At 44.5% G+C, this 17,622-nt stretch carries 17 protein-coding genes and 1 pseudogene; 12 read left to right on the top strand and 6 right to left on the bottom strand.

Translation table 11 applies throughout. The annotated features are described in order from the left end of the window. Positions 1-134 precede the first annotated feature (134 nt). The 10 genes from A6D97_RS13635 (at position 135) to A6D97_RS13590 (ending at position 8,636) form a co-directional block, all read left to right on the top strand. Positions 135-1,019 (top strand): LysR family transcriptional regulator, encoded by an 885-nt coding sequence (locus A6D97_RS13635; RefSeq protein WP_017060836.1) that lies wholly within the window; start codon positions 135-137, stop codon positions 1,017-1,019. A gap of 716 nt (positions 1,020-1,735) precedes the next feature. Then, on the top strand, positions 1,736-2,137 hold the full coding sequence (locus A6D97_RS13630; protein ID WP_017060837.1) for a hypothetical protein: 402 nt from the start codon (positions 1,736-1,738) through the stop codon (positions 2,135-2,137). Position 2,138: 1 nt separating this feature from the next. Continuing rightward, positions 2,139-2,909 (top strand): F0F1 ATP synthase subunit A, encoded by a 771-nt coding sequence (gene atpB / locus A6D97_RS13625; protein ID WP_017060838.1) that lies wholly within the window; start codon positions 2,139-2,141, stop codon positions 2,907-2,909. A 47-nt stretch (positions 2,910-2,956) separates the two neighbouring features. After that, the gene (gene atpE, locus A6D97_RS13620; protein WP_004730405.1) at positions 2,957-3,193 is read left to right on the top strand and encodes a F0F1 ATP synthase subunit C; all 237 of its coding nucleotides are present in this window, start codon (positions 2,957-2,959) and stop codon (positions 3,191-3,193) included. A 54-nt stretch (positions 3,194-3,247) separates the two neighbouring features. After that, positions 3,248-3,718, top strand: a complete 471-nt coding sequence (locus A6D97_RS13615) for a F0F1 ATP synthase subunit B (RefSeq protein WP_017060839.1) — start codon at positions 3,248-3,250, stop codon at positions 3,716-3,718. A gap of 11 nt (positions 3,719-3,729) precedes the next feature. Then, positions 3,730-4,281 (top strand): F0F1 ATP synthase subunit delta, encoded by a 552-nt coding sequence (locus A6D97_RS13610; protein WP_017060840.1) that lies wholly within the window; start codon positions 3,730-3,732, stop codon positions 4,279-4,281. 9 nt (positions 4,282-4,290) lie between these two features. Next, positions 4,291-5,832 carry a F0F1 ATP synthase subunit alpha gene (gene atpA / locus A6D97_RS13605; protein WP_065584618.1) on the top strand — a complete coding sequence of 514 codons (1,542 nt, stop codon included), beginning with the start codon at positions 4,291-4,293 and terminating at the stop codon, positions 5,830-5,832. Between the two features lie 46 nt (positions 5,833-5,878). Beyond that, positions 5,879-6,748 carry a F0F1 ATP synthase subunit gamma gene (gene atpG, locus A6D97_RS13600; RefSeq protein ID WP_017064727.1) on the top strand — a complete coding sequence of 290 codons (870 nt, stop codon included), beginning with the start codon at positions 5,879-5,881 and terminating at the stop codon, positions 6,746-6,748. A 44-nt stretch (positions 6,749-6,792) separates the two neighbouring features. Beyond that, positions 6,793-8,178: a F0F1 ATP synthase subunit beta gene (atpD, locus tag A6D97_RS13595; RefSeq protein WP_017060843.1), complete on the top strand. Its 1,386-nt coding sequence runs from the start codon at positions 6,793-6,795 to the stop codon at positions 8,176-8,178. 14 nt (positions 8,179-8,192) lie between these two features. Further along, a complete protein-coding gene (locus A6D97_RS13590) occupies positions 8,193-8,636 on the top strand; it encodes a F0F1 ATP synthase subunit epsilon (RefSeq protein ID WP_017060844.1) in 444 nt (147 codons plus the stop codon). A 184-nt stretch (positions 8,637-8,820) separates the two neighbouring features. Here A6D97_RS13590 and A6D97_RS13585 read toward each other — a convergent pair whose 3' ends face one another. From A6D97_RS13585 to A6D97_RS13565, 5 genes are all read right to left on the bottom strand, one after another. Further along, entirely contained in the window at positions 8,821-9,357 is a 537-nt protein-coding gene (locus A6D97_RS13585) for an RNA-binding S4 domain-containing protein (RefSeq protein WP_017064730.1), read from the bottom strand. A gap of 117 nt (positions 9,358-9,474) precedes the next feature. Next, complete coding sequence (gene yejF / locus A6D97_RS13580; protein WP_065584617.1) at positions 9,475-11,097, bottom strand: microcin C ABC transporter ATP-binding protein YejF; 1,623 nt, start codon at positions 11,095-11,097, stop codon at positions 9,475-9,477. 9 nt (positions 11,098-11,106) lie between these two features. Beyond that, complete coding sequence (locus A6D97_RS13575) at positions 11,107-12,129, bottom strand: ABC transporter permease (RefSeq protein WP_017060847.1); 1,023 nt, start codon at positions 12,127-12,129, stop codon at positions 11,107-11,109. Between the two features lie 31 nt (positions 12,130-12,160). Continuing rightward, positions 12,161-13,249, bottom strand: coding sequence for a microcin C ABC transporter permease YejB (locus A6D97_RS13570; RefSeq protein ID WP_004730359.1), 1,089 nt, complete (start codon positions 13,247-13,249; stop codon positions 12,161-12,163). A gap of 12 nt (positions 13,250-13,261) precedes the next feature. Next, the gene (locus A6D97_RS13565; RefSeq protein WP_065584616.1) at positions 13,262-15,157 is read right to left on the bottom strand and encodes an extracellular solute-binding protein; all 1,896 of its coding nucleotides are present in this window, start codon (positions 15,155-15,157) and stop codon (positions 13,262-13,264) included. Between the two features lie 336 nt (positions 15,158-15,493). Between A6D97_RS13565 and A6D97_RS13560 the strand changes: the two genes are divergently transcribed. After that, positions 15,494-16,537: an endonuclease/exonuclease/phosphatase family protein gene (locus A6D97_RS13560; protein WP_065584615.1), complete on the top strand. Its 1,044-nt coding sequence runs from the start codon at positions 15,494-15,496 to the stop codon at positions 16,535-16,537. A gap of 115 nt (positions 16,538-16,652) precedes the next feature. On the opposite strand, the gene A6D97_RS13555 is transcribed toward A6D97_RS13560, so the two are convergent. Continuing rightward, positions 16,653-17,165 carry an outer membrane beta-barrel protein gene (locus tag A6D97_RS13555; RefSeq protein WP_065584614.1) on the bottom strand — a complete coding sequence of 171 codons (513 nt, stop codon included), beginning with the start codon at positions 17,163-17,165 and terminating at the stop codon, positions 16,653-16,655. Between the two features lie 85 nt (positions 17,166-17,250). On the opposite strand from A6D97_RS13555, the pseudogene A6D97_RS21600 reads away from it, so the two are divergent. Continuing rightward, positions 17,251-17,564, top strand: a pseudogene (locus A6D97_RS21600) (winged helix-turn-helix domain-containing protein). The last annotated feature ends 58 nt before the right edge of the window (positions 17,565-17,622 follow it).

Here is a 17,622-nt window from a genome sequence, read left to right as displayed (position 1 = left end):
CTATGTTTCAAGATGGTTAAATACTGCACCTTGACGCCTGATAAATCTAACGGTAAATTTTGTGCATTTGATAAATAAAATCTATCACCTTGCGAAAAGTAAGGTATAGCAAGGGCTAGAGAAGGATCGGAGTCATGAGTATTAAGCTACAACAGTTAAAACATTTCGTTTTGGTGGTCGAAGAAGGTGGATTTAGAGCGGCATCTCACCGTGCAAATCGATCGCAAGCGGCACTTTCGACTTCGATAAAAGAGTTGGAAAAAATACTCGGCCAACCTCTGTTTGAAACAGGCAACAAATCGACACTGACGCCTTTTGGAGAAATATGTTTGCCCAAGATCATTCAATTTCTGAACGTTTACAAAGCATTAGACAATGACTTACGCGCAGCGGCAGCAGGACAACAAGGAAGAGTTCGAATAGCGAGCGTGCCTTCGGTGGCCGCAAAACTCATCCCTAGTGTTTTAGGGGCATTTTGTGAGCAGTACCCGAATGTAGAAGTGAGTTTGATTGATGATAATGCGGCAGGGGTAGAAGCAAGATTACTCTCTGGCGAGGTGGATGTTGCCCTCGGTAATAGCTCCCATTTAGAAGAAGAGAGCATCGACTTCACGCCTTTGCTTTCTGATCCTATCGGTGTGGTGTGCCTCAAAGATAACCCTATCGCCTCTCAACGGGAAGGAATCGAATGGCAAACCTTGTTAAAGCAGCCCTTCATTCGTAACGGGACTTGCACCCTACTGGACCCAACACCTGCGCGCATGCTCAGCGAACAAGCCCTGTACTCTGTCGAGAACATTACCTCGCTTTTTTCGGTGTTAGAGCTCGGGATAGGCGTGACCACGCTACCTAAGCTGGCTTTCCCAACCAATGAAACCCGCTTGGTGTGGATTCCGCTAATTGACCCACCCTTGCAACGACAAATCGGCATTTTCAGACTGTCTGATCGTACGATCTCGCCACAAGCACAGGCTTTCCATGACTTATGTATTCAATACCTCAGTTATGAAGAGTCATAAGAGAGCCTAGATTAAGTAAATTAGGCAGCGCTCTGCTGCCATTTACTTCCTCAAAACTCGGTGTTTCTTCTCCGCACCATGCTTCTCGCACACCCAGTCCCCCATTTCACTCCTATATCATCAACATTTAGGCGCTGAATTTTCACTCTCGCGCACGCAAATAGTGACAAGCTGACGACAATATAAAAAATATTCGCTTATTGATAAGGAGCGACGTACGTTTAATTTACCAGAAAAACCAGATCTTCCATCATTGCCTCAAACAAGCTTAACCCCTACCAAAATCACACTTCACAACTCAGCTTGTAAATGAACCTAAGTGTTTGAATAGTCGTAATTGATAAGATCATAAGTTGAAAATTTAGCTCGCTACTCCCTTCTAAAAAGACCCTCTTTTCACAAGGATAAAGCATCTTAAATATTCATGAATAAAGTGATAGAACTATTACTTTCATAAATGAAAAACATTCATTTCAAAAATGGAATTATTGATATCAATATTTGTCGTTTTGATCACATAATTTTAGGCGTAGTTTATATTTTGTCGAAACGAGAGCGAACTAGTTTATATCGTTCTATTTCGTCAGGAGATATAAAACCAGCAAGATTATCTCTTTGTTAACAAGCAAAGTTTTATTAACAAGTAAATGCGAGTAGCAAGACATATTCAAACTGTGTTTTATATGAGCTTACACTGTTAAATATAAGGTTTTATTATGAGGCTTAATGGGATAAGTGGTGACATTCTTGTTGCTGCTAAAAGAGTTGTTCTCTGCCAAGTAGTATTAGCCGTCGGTGTAGTTTTATATGAAGTGTTTTTTGGTAATAAAGTAGATATGGAATCGTCGGCTTTGGGTATCGGAATTGCGATGCTACCTCCGCTGTTTGGTTTTATATATGCAAGCCTAAAGGTGCGCAAGAATCCTAATTATAGTTTACGTGACTTAATGCAAATGAGTCGTGTCGTGAAAATAACTTATACGTTCTTAATGTTTATCTTGGCGTTCCAGTTTTTCAAATTGGATAACCCAGTAATATTGTACGCATATATTCTCACTATGGTTGGGTACTTCTTAACACCATTTATTACTGCCTCTACAAGATCGGAGTACGTGTAGTATGGATCAAGTAACTACCGCTCACGAATACATAGAGCATCACTTAACCTTCTTAACTACAGGTGATGGTTTCTGGGCGTTCAACATCGACTCGATGTTGGTATCTTGGATTACGGGTTTACTGTTTATTGGAGCTTTTCGATACGTAGTGACTAAGGGCACCAGCGGTGTTCCAGGTCGATTTCAATGTTTTATCGAACTGATATTTGATTTTGTAAACAACCTAGTAAAAGAGATTTTTCAAGCGGAGGATAAATTAATAGGGCCACTGGCATTAACCACTTTTGTTTGGGTGTTGTTAATGAACGCGGTCGATTTATTACCAATAGATTTCATACCAGCATTAAGTCGTGCAATGGGTCTAGAACACTTTAGAGATCTACCAACGGCGGACGTAAATATTCCAATGTCGATGGCACTCGGTGTATTTATCTTACTGTTGACTTATACATTTAAAAATAAAGGATTGAAAGGCTTTATCAAAGAGCTTACTACGCAGCCATTTGATAACCCTCTTTTATACCCTGTTAACTTAGTTCTTGAATTAATAACATTAATTTCAAAACCTATATCACTAGGCTTACGATTATTTGGAAACATGTATGCAGGTGAGATGATATTTATTCTGATCGCATTAATGCCATGGTGGATGCAATGGGCACTGAGTGTTCCTTGGGCACTATTCCACATATTAATCGTATTCTTGCAAGCATTTATATTTATGGTACTGACCGTTGTTTATTTAGGTATGGCAACAGAAGAACACCACTAATTAATAACTAAAAAATTTAACTAACAAATTATTTATCGGAGATACAAATGGATATCGTAAGCGCAGTTTTATATGTAGCAGGTGCATTACTGATCGGTTTAGGTGCAGCAGGTGCAGCATCTGGTATTGGTAACTTAGCAGGTAAATACCTTGAAGGTGTTGCGCGTCAACCAGACCTTACTCCAATGCTTCGTACTCAATTCTTCATCATGATGGGTCTTGTGGATGCAGTACCGATGATCGGTGTTGGTATCGGTCTATACATCATCTTCGCCGTGGCTTAATCAAACCGCTTTGAAAGATCGATTTGTAAATAATCAAGATTTAGTGAGGAAGGTATGAACTTAAATGCAAGCATGTTTGGACAAGCAATCTCATTCGTGATTTTTGTTTGGCTCTGCATGAAATATGTATGGCCCCCTCTCACCGCGATGTTAGACGAGCGCCAAAAAGAAATCGCTGATGGTTTACGCCACTCAGAGAACGCTGCGAAAGAGCTAGAACTAGCAAAATCAAATGGCGCGCAACTCATCGAAGATGCAAGAAAAGATGTGACTGAACTGGTTGAACAGGGCCGAAAACGCCGCAATGAAATCATCAGCTTAGCGCAACAAGAAGCCGAGCAAGAAAAGGCACGCATCTTAGAACAAGGTAGAGCTGAGCTAGAAGGCGAACGCCAAAAGATACGCCGTGAACTTCAGGCAGATATGGCAGACGCAGTAATTCAAAGTGCACAGAAACTGATTAGCAAAAACCTAGATTCCGCAACGAACCGAGCGCTAGTTGACCAAATGATTAGCGAACTCTAAGGAGAGGCAATATGTCAGATTACACCAATATTGCTCATCCCTACGCCAAAGCATCGTTTGAATTTGCTTTAGGTGAAAACCAGTTACAAGAGTGGCACTCAATGCTGTCCATTCTTGTGGCTGTCGCGGAAGAAGAAACGATCGCTAGTCAGATTTCTTCAGCAGAAGGTGCTTCTACACACCAAACAGAAGAGCTGGCAAACCTCATCATTCATATTTGCCAAGGACTCGTTGATGACCACGTCATTAATCTTATTCGAGTCTTGGCCGAGAACGGCCGCCTTTCTGTTGTAAGAGACCTGTTTGAATTGTACTGCGAGCTAAAGGACGAACATGAACGTGTAGTGCCTGTCACTGTCACCAGTTCAGAAATGCTGACACAAGATCAAGTTACGTCACTAACAGCTGCACTTGAGAAGAAATTAGAGCGTCAGGTTGAAATGAAGCAGGTTATTGATGACACGTTAGTAGGTGGAATGGTCATCAAGGCGGGTGAAACCGTTATCGATGGTTCTTTAAACACATCAATTGACCGATTGGCTCATCAACTTCACGCGAGATAGGTAACAATTATGCAATTAAATTCAAATGAAATCAGCGATCTAATCAAAGAACGCATCTCGAAATTTAATGTGAGCACCGAGGCTCGCAATGAAGGCACTATCGTATCGGTTCGTGATGGCATCATCACAATCAATGGCCTTGCTGATGTTATGCAAGGCGAGATGATTGAGCTACCAGGTAGCAAATACGCACTCGCACTTAACCTCGATACGCACTCAGTAGGTGCGGTGGTTATGGGCCCCTACACTGACCTATCTGAAGGTATGAAAGTGAAAGGTACAGGTCGTATCTTGGAAGTCCCCGTCGGTAACGGTCTTCTTGGCCGTGTTGTGAACACATTAGGCGAGCCAATCGATGGCAAAGGCCCAGTAAGTTGTGACCGACTCGACCCTGTAGAAGTGATTGCACCCGGTGTAATCGAACGTAAGTCTGTTGATCAGCCAATTCAAACTGGCTATAAAGCGGTTGATACCATGGTGCCAATCGGTCGTGGTCAACGTGAACTTATCATCGGTGACCGTCAGACGGGTAAAACAGCGTTAGCTATCGATGCGATCATCAATCAGAAAGATTCTGGCATCAAATGTGTGTATGTGGCGATTGGCCAAAAAGCCTCCACTATCGCTAACGTGGTTCGTAAACTCGAAGACCACGATGCGCTAAAAAACACCATCGTAGTCGTGGCATCAGCATCAGAGTCTGCAGCACTTCAATACCTAGCACCTTATGCCGGTTGCACCATGGGTGAATACTTCCGTGACCGCGGTGAAGATGCGCTGATCATCTATGATGACCTATCAAAACAAGCCGTTGCTTACCGTCAAATCTCGTTGCTATTGAAACGCCCACCGGGTCGTGAAGCCTTCCCTGGCGACGTATTCTACCTTCACTCACGCCTTCTAGAACGTGCAGCACGAGTGAATGCAGAGTATGTAGAGAAGTTCACTAACGGTGAAGTAAAAGGTCAAACTGGCTCATTAACGGCGCTTCCGATCATTGAAACTCAAGCGGGTGACGTATCAGCGTTTGTACCAACCAACGTAATCTCAATCACCGATGGTCAGGTTTTCCTTCAAACCCAATTGTTTAACTCAGGCTTACGTCCTGCAGTAGACCCAGGTATCTCGGTATCTCGTGTGGGTGGTGCGGCGCAATGCAAGATCATCAAGAAACTGTCTGGTGGTATCCGTACTTCATTAGCTCAATATCGCGAGCTGGCGGCCTTTGCTCAGTTCTCTTCTGACTTAGATGAGATGACGCGCAAACAGCTAGACCATGGTGAGCGTGTTACCGAATTAATGAAGCAAAAACAATACTCTCCAATGTCAGTCGCTGAGCAAGCAACGGTTATCTACGCAGCAGAGAAAGGCTACTTGGTCGGTGTTGAGCTAAACAACATTGCCCGTTTTGAAGAAGAGCTGATTGCTTATGCCAAAGGTCAGAACCCTGCGTTGTTCGAAAAAATCAACGCGACAGGCGATTACAATGACGAAATCGACGGTGCTCTTAAAGAGATCCTAGAAGGTTTTGTTGGGATGAAAGCTTGGTAAGTGCTCCGGTTTGTTAGCTGGAAATCAAAACAAATAGGAGCAGATTATGGCAAGTACTAAAGAAATTCGCACCAAGATAGCCAGTGTTAGTAACACTCAGAAAATCACTAGCGCAATGGAAATGGTTGCAGCAAGTAAGATGCGCAAGGTTCAAGACAACATGACGCTAACTCGCCCCTACGCCGAGAACATGCGAAAAGTTATCTCTCATGTTGCATCGGGTTCCCTGGAGTACCAGCACCCTTACCTGCAACAGCGTGAACCTAAGCGTGTCGCTTACATCATTATCTCGTCCGATCGCGGCTTGTGTGGTGGCTTGAACTCAAACTTGTTCAAGAAAGTGTTAGAAGAAATGGAGCAATGGCGCACCAAGGGAGTCGAGGTAGAAACAACCTTAGTGGGATCTAAGGCTATCTCGTTCTTCCAACGCGGCGGCAACGTTATTGCACAAACGTCAGGTCTTGGCGATACACCTAAGTTAGAAGACATCTTAGGTACGGTGAATGCGATGCTCGGGCATTACGACGAAGGTAAAATCGATAGCTTGTATCTCGTTTACAACCAGTTCGTCAACACCATGGTTCAAGCGCCAACGACCTTGCAGTTGCTCCCCCACCCTTCGGATTCTGAGGAAGGTGGTGAGCCTAAAAAAGCGCGTCGTTGGGACTACATCTATGAGCAAGCGCCCAAAGACATACTCTCAGAACTGTTACATCGATACATCGAATCGCAAGTGTATCAAGGCATTGTTGAGAGCATTGCCTGTGAGCAAGCAGCCCGAATGGTCGCTATGAAAGCGGCGACTGATAACGCAGGCCAACTCATTGATGACTTGCAGTTGGTCTACAACAAGGCGCGTCAGGCTGCCATTACCCAAGAGCTGAGTGAAATAGTCTCAGGTGCCCAAGCTGTCTAGGGCTAGAAAAGACTGGGTCAAGAACAGAATTTGAGGATTTAAGAATGAGTGTTGGAAAAATAGTTAAAGTAATCGGCGCGGTGGTTGACGTCGAGTTCAGCGGCGGCAACAGCCCACGCGTTTATGATGCATTGAAAGTGACTAGCGACGAAGCAAGCTCGTTAGTATTGGAAGTACAACAACAACTGGGTAGCAATATCGTTCGTTGTATTGCAATGGGTACGTCAGATGGCTTACGTCGTGGTCTAACGGTTGAAAACACAGGCTCTCCAATCACGGTTCCCGTCGGCGAAGAAACGCTAGGCCGTATCATGAACGTGCTTGGTCAACCTATCGATGAGTGTGGTGAAATCGGTCAGAAAGAAAACTACGAGATTCACCGTGAAGCCCCTTCTTATGAAGAACAAGCAAACAGCACTGAGCTTCTAGAAACAGGCGTTAAGGTTATCGACCTTATCTGTCCATTCGCTAAGGGTGGTAAAATTGGTCTGTTCGGTGGTGCTGGTGTAGGTAAAACCGTCAACATGATGGAGCTTATCAACAACATCGCCAAAGCCCACTCAGGTCTTTCTGTGTTTACCGGTGTAGGTGAGCGTACTCGTGAAGGTAACGACTTCTACTACGAGATGAAAGAAGCAGGTGTACTAGACAAAGTAGCCATGGTTTACGGTCAAATGAACGAGCCACCGGGAAACCGTCTACGTGTAGCACTTACAGGCCTAACTATGGCTGAGCGCTTCCGTGATGAAGGTCGTGACGTACTGTTGTTCATTGATAACATTTACCGTTACACGCTTGCAGGAACAGAAGTATCAGCTCTGCTAGGTCGTATGCCTTCAGCAGTAGGTTACCAACCAACACTGGCTGAAGAGATGGGCGTACTTCAAGAGCGTATCACGTCAACAAAACAAGGCTCTATCACCTCTATCCAAGCAGTATACGTACCTGCGGATGACTTGACTGACCCATCGCCAGCAACAACCTTTGCTCACTTAGATGCGACCGTTGTACTGTCTCGTAACATCGCGGCACTGGGTCTATACCCTGCGATTGACCCGTTAGATTCAACGTCACGTCAGTTAGATCCGCTGATCGTAGGCCAAGAGCACTACGACATTGCACAAAAAGTACAAACAACGCTGCAACGCTACAAAGAGCTAAAAGACATCATCGCGATTCTTGGTATGGATGAGCTGTCTACTGAAGACAAACAGACCGTATCTCGCGCTCGTAAGATTGAACGTTTCTTAACGCAACCTTACCACGTAGCCGAAGTGTTTACTGGTCAGAAAGGTGTCTTTGTACCGCTAAGCGAAACACTAAGAGGCTTTAAAGGTCTGTTAAGCGGTGAATATGACGATATCCCAGAACAAGCATTCTTGTACTGTGGCTCTATCGACGAAGTGCTTAACAAAGCAAAATCACTCTAAGAGGTAGGTGCACCATGGCTATCGGAATTACAGATAATACATTTCAACTTAATATTGTAAGTGCGGAAGGTACGCTGTTTTCAGGTCCAGCGTATGCCCTAGCCGTTTCTGGCGCTGACGGTGAACTGGGGATCCGCCCCGGTCACTCCCCGCTTCTCAGTAAGATCAAACCGGGCGTAACCGTGTTTGTTACAGACCCTAAATCAGAAGGCCAAGTGCTGTATGTCTCTGGTGGGATGCTGGAAGTTCAGCCGGATGTGGTTACGTTATTAGCCGACACGGCCTTGCATGGTAAAGACATTGACCGCGCTCGCGCAGAAGAAGCGAAATATGCCGCTCTAGAGAACATCAACAAGGGCAACATAGACATTAACTTTGCACAAGCTCAGCTAGAACTAGCGAAAGCCGTTGCTCAGTTACGTGCATCAGAGCTAACTTCTTCTCACACAAGACACTGAGAATAAGCGTTATTGGCCGTTAGCTGTGCTAGCAAACAAATACAAAAAAGGCTCACTAACTAGTGAGCCTTTTGATATCTGCGTAACGTAAAACCTAGGTCTAACGTTGCTTGATGTTCAAACGAATAGTTTTAAAAGATTCGTTTTAGAAAAGCAGTTTAGAGCAGTCGTTTAGAACTGTAGTTTAAAAGAACTCAATCGAATTACGGCCGCTTTTGTCATCACGTGTTGGCTTTGGCGTATCCGCTTTCTTTTTCGGTTTCTTCTCTTTTTTCTCTTTCTTTGGTTCAGCCTTTGCGCTTAGCATTTCTGCTTTGCTTTTCTTAGATTCCTTCTTCTTAGAATCCTTTTTAGACTGACCTTTCTTCGCCTTGTTCTCTTTTTTAGGCGTTTCTTTCTTTTTCGGCTTTTCTGATTCTTCTTGTACTGGCTGATCACACACCACTACATAGTATTCTTGGTTGAATTCAAAGAAGTCGCCATCGTACATTTTACGACGCTTACGGGTTTCTAGCTCACCATTTACCGCTACGTAGCCTTCAGAGATGATGTGCTTAGCTTCACCGCCACCACTCACTAGGTTAGCAATTTTAAACACTTTGTAGAGCTCGATTGGCTGTGATGAAACATCAATACCAATTGCTTCAATTTCAATCTCTTCGCCTTCTTCGCCCAGCTCTTGGCCTTCGTAATCAGCGTCTTCGTAATGTTCTTGGTCCATGGTGACCTCTACCTAAATATGTACTTCTGAAATATTGGGCGCAGTGTAATCTTAAAACAACGAAATGACCATGTTGAATTCAACCAGAGCCCATTTGTTTTAAACAAACCCTCTGCGTTATAAAACACCACCAACATTCGAAAGACTCACCAACTGCTTAGTATATTCATGCTGCGGATTACCAAACAAAGTCTCAGTGTCGCCCTTCTCTATTACCTCGCCAGCTTTCATGACGATGGTGTAATGACACAAGGATTTCACGACATTCAGATCATGACTGATAAACAAATAGGTCAGGCCATACTTTTCTTGAAGTGACTTCAGCAAATCCAATACTTGAGCTTGAACGGTTCTGTCCAATGACGATGTTGGTTCATCGAGCAGGATAAACTCTGGCTTTAAAATCAAAGCACGTGCAATCGCGATACGTTGCCTCTGCCCGCCAGAAAACTCGTTAGGGTAACGATGACGAGTTTCAGGGTCGAGGTCGACCTCTTTCATTACGTCACAGATGCGTAGATCAAGTTCAGTATCGTCCAATTGCTGATGTACCAATAACCCCTCACCAATCACTTGAGCGACCGACATTCGAGGGTTCAATGCCGAGAATGGGTCTTGAAATACCACTTGCATACGGCTTCGAAACGGTAGCATCTGCTGGCGGTTTAAGCCTTGAATTTGTTCGTCAGCGTAGGTAATCGAGCCTTCACTTTCAACCAATTTGAGGATTGCCATACCGGTTGTCGATTTACCAGAACCACTCTCACCCACTAAACCGATGGAGTGCCCTTTTTTCAAGGTGAACTCCATATCAGTCACTGCCTTTATATGCGAAATTGTGCGCTTAAATAAGCCACCCGTAATGGGGAACCAAACACGAAGTTGGTCCACATCAAGCAAAGGCTTACTGTCAGGAGAAACAGGTACTGGTAACCCTTTTGGGTCAGAGTTGATAAGCTTTTGCGTATAAGGGTGAGCTGGCGCATTAAAGAGTGTTTGGCAGTCGTTACTTTCGACTAAACGACCGTCTTTCATTACCGCTACTCTGTCGGCAATCTTACGAACGATACTCAAATCATGGGTTATGAAAAGCATCGCCATGCCCAGCTCTTGCTGTAGGTCTTTCAACAAATCCAAAATCTGCGCTTGTACCGATACATCCAAAGCCGTAGTGGGCTCATCGGCAATCAGTAATTCTGGCTCATTGATCAGTGCCATCGCAATCATTACGCGCTGACGCTCTCCACCTGATAGCTCGTGTGGGTACGCTGATATCTTCTGCTCTGGGTAACGAATACCCACCTTGGATAGCCACTCTATCGCCAAGGCTTGAGCTTTATTGGTTCGCATTCCTCGGTGAATAGAAAGAGTTTCAACCAGCTGCTTACCGACTCGGTGAAGTGGGTTAAGCGAAACCATGGGCTCTTGGAAGATCATGCCGATGCGGCCACCACGAATCCCGCGCAACTGTCTTTCTGAACAGCTCAGGATATCGGTACCAGAGAAATTGATCTTACCGTTTAAGTAATGAGACGAGCCTTTTGGTAACAGCTTTAAAATCGAGTTAGCCGTGACCGATTTTCCGGAACCACTCTCACCCACCAGCGCTAATGTCTCACCTTTGTATATTTCTAAAGAGACATCTTGTGTCACTTGCTCTATCGAGTTTTTTCGCCCGAAACCGACAGACAGTTTATCTATGGTCAAAACCGGAGAAGCAGGCGTTGTATTTGAAGTCATAACCTATCCTTACTTCTGTTGATGCGGGTCGAAAGCATCACGCACCGCTTCACCAACGAAGACCAGTAACGTAAGCATCAGTGAAAGCACGACGAAGGCAGAAATGCCAAGCCAAGGCGCTTGTAAGTTAGCTTTACCTTGCGCCAACAACTCGCCTAACGAAGGCGAACCCGCAGGAAGACCAAAGCCCAAGAAGTCTAACGAAGTCAGTGTGGTCACCGAGCCTGAAAGAATAAACGGCATCATGGTTAACGATGCAACCATCGCGTTAGGTAACATGTGACGAAGCATAATACGTTTGTCATCAACACCCATGGCTTGCGCGGCTCGCACATAATCGAAGTTTCGGCAGCGTAAAAATTCCGCTCGCACGATGCCGACTAAACTCATCCAACTAAACAGCACCATAATCCCGAGCAACCACCAGAAATTCGGCTCAATAAAACTCGACAAAATAATCAGCAAGAACAGGGTCGGCATACCAGACCAGACTTCAATGAAGCGTTGTCCGAATAGATCAACCCAGCCACCGTAGTAGCCTTGTGTTGCGCCAACCACGACACCAATCACGCTCGATACAATGGTCAGAATAAAACCAAATAGAACGGAAATACGGAAGCCATAAATGATACGAGCTAATACATCTCGCCCCTTATCATCAGTCCCTAACCAGTTCACCGAATCGGGCTCCGATGGCACCGCACCTGAAATATCGAAGTTTATTGTGTCGTAGCTAAACGGAATGATTGGCCACACGATGTAACCGTTGTCTTCAATGAGCTCGATAACATACGGGTCTTTGTAGTCGGCCTCGGTTTCAAACTCACCACCAAACTCCGTCTCGGCATATTCATTGATAACAGGCACAAACCACTGATTATCATAAGAAACCAAGAGTGGTTTATCATTGGCAATGATCTCAGCGAACAGGCTCAAGCCAAACAAGATGGTAAATATCCAAAGGGAGATAAAACCACGCTTGTTTGCTTTAAAACGTAACCAACGAGCTTCAGCTAAAGGGTTGTTAAACATTTATTATCAATACCTTGTTATTCGTTCGCCATTAACGCGCTTCAAAATCAATTCGAGGATCAACCCAGGTATACGTCAGGTCGGAGATAATGCTCAGCACCAAGCCAAGCAAGGTCATGATATAGAGAGAGCTGAACACCACGGGATAGTCACGTTGAATGGTTGATTCAAAGCCAAGCAGACCAATTCCTTCGAGTGAAAACATCACTTCAATCAACATAGAACCCGTGAAGAAAATACTAATAAATGCGCTTGGGAAACCCGCAATAATGATCAGCATGGCGTTACGGAAAACGTGCTTATAAAGAATACTGCTCTCGTCCAAGCCTTTCGCTCTCGCAGTCACTACATATTGCTTATTGATTTCATCAAGGAAGGAGTTTTTGGTCAGCATGCTGAGCGTGGCGAATCCACCGATAACCATGGCGAAAATGGGCAACGCCAAGTGCCAGAAGTAGTCGCCAATTTGCTGATACCAGTTGAGCTGGTCGAAGTTACTCGACACAAGCCCTCGCAATGGGAACCAACTGAAGTAGTTACCGCTTGCAAACAAGATAATCAGAATAATCGCAAACAAGAAGCCCGGCACCGCGTAGCCGACAATCACCACCGCGCTCGACCAAATATCAAAGCGAGAGCCGTGATGTATCGCCTTCATAATGCCTAAGGGTATCGAAATCACATAGATGATTAACGTACTCCACAACCCTAAGGAAATGGAGACAGGTAAACGCTCGATGATTAAATCAATCACGTTACCACCCTTAAACAGGCTTTCACCAAAGTTAAAGGTCGCGTAGTTTTTCAACATATCGAAGTAGCGAACGTGAATCGGTTTATCAAACCCAAACTGCTTTTTGATCTCTTCAACCACTTCAGGATCAAGCCCGCGTGAGCCTTTATAGCCACTGGCAGACGCTTGATCACTTTCACTTAAATCAACTTCTTGTCCACCACCAGAAAAACGCTCCATAATGCCAGAGTTATGCCCTTCTAATTGAGCAACAGCTTGCTCTACCGGGCCTCCAGGCGCTATCTGGATGATGAAAAAGTTGATGGTGATGATCGCCCACAGCGTGGGGATCACCAACAATAAACGTCGAAATATATACGCGGCCATGCTAACTAACTCCTAGCGACGTTTTTCAGGAAGCAAAGCCGCCTTCTCTTCTGAAATCCACCATGTATCGATACCTAAATCGTATTTAGGCAATACATCTGGACGCTCAAACTTGTCCCACATTGCTACGCGATACTCGCCAACGTGCCATTGCGGGATGTTGTAGAAATTCCACTGCAATACTCGGTCTAGTGAACGACCTAGTGTAAGAAGCTTTTCAGGGTGCTGTTGGTTACGCGCAATTTCTTCTGTTAACGCGTCAACCACTGGATCGATAACACCTGCAGTATTGTAAGTAGAATCAATGTAGTTAGAGTTCCAAACGATCATTAAGTTCGGGCTAGGATAAGGGTTTGCGGGAAATGACGACGAAACCATGTCGAAATCACGATCACGCAAGCGCTTGATGTATTGAGTGGTATCGATGGTACGGATCTTCATCTCAATACCCATGCGCTTAAGGTTCTTTTGAACCGGCGTTGCGATACGTTCCGTGGTTGGGCTGTAAATCAACAACTCAAATGACATCGGCTTGCCAGTCTTTTCGTTGGTCATGACTTTGTCTTTCAGCACCCAACCCGCTTCTTTCAACAATTTGAAAGCGGTACGCATTTGGCTACGAATACGACCGCTACCATCGGTGACGGGTGGTTGGAATTCTTCGGTGAAAACTCGCGGTGGAATCTGATCTTTGTATTGAGACAACAACTCGACTTCAGCTTCGCTTGGTAAGCCTTTCGCTTCGTAGTCGGTATTTTGGAAGTAGCTACGAGTACGCTTGTACTGACCATAGAACATGTTCTTGTTCATCCACTCAAAGTCCATCGCGTAGGTTAACGCTTCACGCACTTTAGGATCAGAGAACACAGGAGATTGGATATTAAAGACGAAACCTTGAGTCGTTTCAGGCTTCTCGTGGTTAATCTCTTCTTTAATGATGTAGCCTTTATCGAAGTTCGCGCCCGTATAAGAGTTGGCCCAGAACTTAGCCGAGTTCTCGGTTCGAAGATCGAACTCCCCAGCTTTAAAGGCTTCCAACATTACCGTGTCGTCACGGTAGTAATCGTATTGCACTTGCTTGAAGTTATTACGACCAACGTTAACCGGTAGGTCAGCTGCCCAGTAGTTTTCATCTAGACCATAGGTAACACTTTGGCCTGATTTATAACTGATGATCTTATAAGGACCACTACCGACTGGTGGCTCGCTTAGAGGTTCAGACAGCTTTCTGTCTTTCCAGAAATGTTTCGGTAATACACGAGTGCTTTGCGCAAAGCTGAACAGTTTTTCGCGGTTTGGAATGTTCATTTCAATACGAACAACCAAATCAGAGACCGCTTTTACTGACTTAATATCTTTGTAATACACACGATACTGAGGCACGCCCTCGGTTGAGAACTTGTCAAAAGTAAAGGCAACATCATGCGCAGTGATAGGCTCGCCATCTTGGAATTTAGCATTTGGGTTGATGTCGATTTCCATCCAAGTGAAATCACTGGAGTAGCGAACCTTTGAAGCGATCAATGGATAGTACGCATCAATCTCGTCACTCGGAGAAAACATCAAGGTATCGTAAATCTCTCCGGTATAACTTGCAGCAACGCCGCGGGAACCGAATCGATTAAAGCTATCGTACGTACCTATGCTGCCATAGGTCACTTTGCCCTGCTTTGGCGCATCAGGATTAACGTAATCGAAGTGAGTGAAGTCGGCTGGATATTTTGCTTCACCAAAACCAACCAGTTGTGTGGTTTCAATAACGGTGACAGCAGGAGTTGATTGGGTTTCAGAAGCGTAAGTAACGGAGGGTTGTAAAGCAATAAGCGGCAACATGATTGCACATGACTTCAAATTAAACCTGAAAAACTGAGTGCGTTGCGAGGCTTTGCGTCGAAAAACTGTTCCCATTTGACTCTCCCTTCAAATGTCATGAATTCTATATTCAAGTTGATTTATCGGCTTTGAATGCATGCCGTTAAATCAAGTATAGGTTCAAATCTAACATCATGTAATAACTAATAAAACCATCAGCACTCTATCTCTGACGGTTTATTTACAAATTACTCGTCACCGCTCGAAGTTATTGGATGCAGTGAGCTTTGATTGCTTAGCCTGAATGACACAAGCCTCAACGGCTAAGATTCCTTTGGTTGGCTTCTAAAGTGAAATTTAGGCTCTAAATAATCAACAAACTATACTTTTACTGGAGTATCCTTGCAGCCTAGGTCTAAATGGAATGACACTTTGAACAAACCAAACCAAATAACATTCGCAACGTTCAACCTTCTGAACTATCTCGAGCCACCGAATGCTTATTATGATTTTGAGAACATCTACAGCTTCGAAGAATGGCAGAAGAAGCAACATTGGATGGCTGAAGCGATTCGCTCATTAGATTGCGATGTGATTGGCTTCCAAGAGATATTTAGCCCGCAATCTTTAGAGCTATTGATGAACGAGCTAGGTTATCCATACTTTGCAGTGGTCGATAGCGCCAACGTTGAAGATGATTACCTATACACCTCACCAGTCGTTGGGATCGCTTCCCGTTACCCGATTGAAAACGTGCAGCCTGTTACGCCAGATTCGAAGTTACTGAAAGCATTCAACCTTGACGACAAATTCTCATTCAACAGAACGCCTGTTCACACGACGATTACGTTACCCCATTTAGGTTCAACCGACTGTTATGTGGTGCACTTCAAATCACAACGTCCGACAGAGCCAAAAGCAGAATCTGTCGATGCGGACAACACTCAGCAAGGTGCAAAACCACAAAGTGACACGCTCACTCGTTTTCACCAAGAACAGCTTGGCTCTTGGCTATCAAGTGTCCAACGCGGTCTAGAAGCTCAGATGCTGCATCAATACATCACCAACCAACGCTACCAAACCGAGCAACCTGTTGTGTTGATGGGTGACTTTAATAAGCCACTGTTTAATGATGAGTTTAAAGGGCTGTTGAATTACTCAATCAACCGAGACGAAAACAGCAAGCATTGGCTATCCCACTTTCGCTTGAAAGACAGCTGGGATCTTTACCATCAACTGCATGAAGAAGACTTGCTTGAACAGCGAAAGCCAACCCATTACTACGGCGCTTCTGGATCTGTACTGGACTACATTTTGATGTCGAACGAGTTTGATTGTCAGAACTCTTCAAGCTTAATGGAGATCTCTAGCTACACAGTGTTAGACCATCACCTCACCAATCCAAGCTTTGAACACGACCAATTCAGTACGGACCATGCCATCGTGTCTGTTACCGCTCATATTCGTGAAGCCTAGAGTTAAACATAAAAAAGCCGCAGTCAAAAACTGCGGCCTTCCACTTTAGCTAAACGGGTTGAGCTAACCGACGCCCCATTTAGAAACCGATTTACCGTTTAGCAAAGTATGAAACTTAGAATGTGTACATTGCGCCTAAGTAGAAAGAATCCAGAACAACAGTATCTTCTGCCTTGTGTCCATTTTCGTAATCTTCGATATCAAAAGCATCGGCTTCGTACGCTAAGCGAAAGCTCAACGAAGACATTGTAGGTGGCGTATATCCAACACCAACACCCATACGGATGCCATCTCCCGAATCATCAAAACCATCTCCTGAAGGGCGAGAGCCATCAGCAAGCTTCATGTCTAGATCAATAGTCGACAGACCGATAGTGCCAAATGGACGAATGCCATTATCAAACGTGTAACCGAGGTTCGCCGTTACCGAAAAGATTTGAGGTGTCCAAGTGAAAACCTTATTACCAGATTTCGTTTTCAGGGCGATATCACCAAAATCTGTGTATTGAGCTTCAACCGAAACAATGCGGTTAAATTTGTAACCAGCAATTAATCGGTAAGTATTGTCTTCGGCTTTAAAAGTAATAGGCTCACTGATCGTGTCAGTTAACCCGCCCACTTCGACCATTAGCACACTTAAATAATTACCCGCTCCAACAGCAGGCCAATTTGCTCAATCTCCACAATTTAGAATAAGACGAACAGAAAACACGATGAACCACACAATAGACTTCAACGGCTTAATCATTGATATCGACGCTCGAACGATTACCAACCAGCAAGGAAAAAAATCACTTTGCGCCCTCGACTATTAGCAGTGCTCTGCTTGTTATTGGAAAATGTGGGAAAACCGATTTCAAGAGAGCATATTGTTGATGTGTGTTGGGACGGACAACTCTCGTCACCACATGTTCTTGCAAACGTAGTCTATAACCTACGCAATGTGTTCGCGCGATTAAGAGCATCCAACGTCCAGATCATTACCATTAGTAAGTTCGGATATGCGCTATCGATTGAACCCACGTAAAAGGATTTATGCAATCAATGGCGGTGACTAAGATCACCAAAAAACGCCCCATCGAAAC

Source organism: Vibrio sp. ZF57 (assembly GCF_001691235.1).
In the GTDB taxonomy this organism is placed as follows: Bacteria; Pseudomonadota; Gammaproteobacteria; order Enterobacterales; family Vibrionaceae; genus Vibrio; species Vibrio crassostreae_C.
The sequence above is the reverse complement of the archived record's forward strand: the minus strand, read 5'-3'. Positions and strand labels throughout refer to the sequence as shown.

Coding starts and splice junctions, on each gene's coding strand:
- A6D97_RS13570 (WP_004730359.1), bottom strand. CDS start 13,249: ATGGCCGCGTATATATTTCGACGTTTATTGTTGGTGATCCCCACGCTG.
- A6D97_RS13635 (WP_017060836.1), top strand. CDS start 135: ATGAGTATTAAGCTACAACAGTTAAAACATTTCGTTTTGGTGGTCGAA.
- A6D97_RS13610 (WP_017060840.1), top strand. CDS start 3,730: ATGTCAGATTACACCAATATTGCTCATCCCTACGCCAAAGCATCGTTT.
- A6D97_RS13630 (WP_017060837.1), top strand. CDS start 1,736: ATGAGGCTTAATGGGATAAGTGGTGACATTCTTGTTGCTGCTAAAAGA.
- yejF (WP_065584617.1), bottom strand. CDS start 11,097: ATGACTTCAAATACAACGCCTGCTTCTCCGGTTTTGACCATAGATAAA.
- A6D97_RS13575 (WP_017060847.1), bottom strand. CDS start 12,129: ATGTTTAACAACCCTTTAGCTGAAGCTCGTTGGTTACGTTTTAAAGCA.
- atpD (WP_017060843.1), top strand. CDS start 6,793: ATGAGTGTTGGAAAAATAGTTAAAGTAATCGGCGCGGTGGTTGACGTC.
- A6D97_RS13565 (WP_065584616.1), bottom strand. CDS start 15,157: ATGGGAACAGTTTTTCGACGCAAAGCCTCGCAACGCACTCAGTTTTTC.
- atpB (WP_017060838.1), top strand. CDS start 2,139: ATGGATCAAGTAACTACCGCTCACGAATACATAGAGCATCACTTAACC.
- A6D97_RS13555 (WP_065584614.1), bottom strand. CDS start 17,165: ATGGTCGAAGTGGGCGGGTTAACTGACACGATCAGTGAGCCTATTACT.
- A6D97_RS13585 (WP_017064730.1), bottom strand. CDS start 9,357: ATGGACCAAGAACATTACGAAGACGCTGATTACGAAGGCCAAGAGCTG.
- atpA (WP_065584618.1), top strand. CDS start 4,291: ATGCAATTAAATTCAAATGAAATCAGCGATCTAATCAAAGAACGCATC.
- A6D97_RS13615 (WP_017060839.1), top strand. CDS start 3,248: ATGAACTTAAATGCAAGCATGTTTGGACAAGCAATCTCATTCGTGATT.
- atpG (WP_017064727.1), top strand. CDS start 5,879: ATGGCAAGTACTAAAGAAATTCGCACCAAGATAGCCAGTGTTAGTAAC.
- atpE (WP_004730405.1), top strand. CDS start 2,957: ATGGATATCGTAAGCGCAGTTTTATATGTAGCAGGTGCATTACTGATC.
- A6D97_RS13590 (WP_017060844.1), top strand. CDS start 8,193: ATGGCTATCGGAATTACAGATAATACATTTCAACTTAATATTGTAAGT.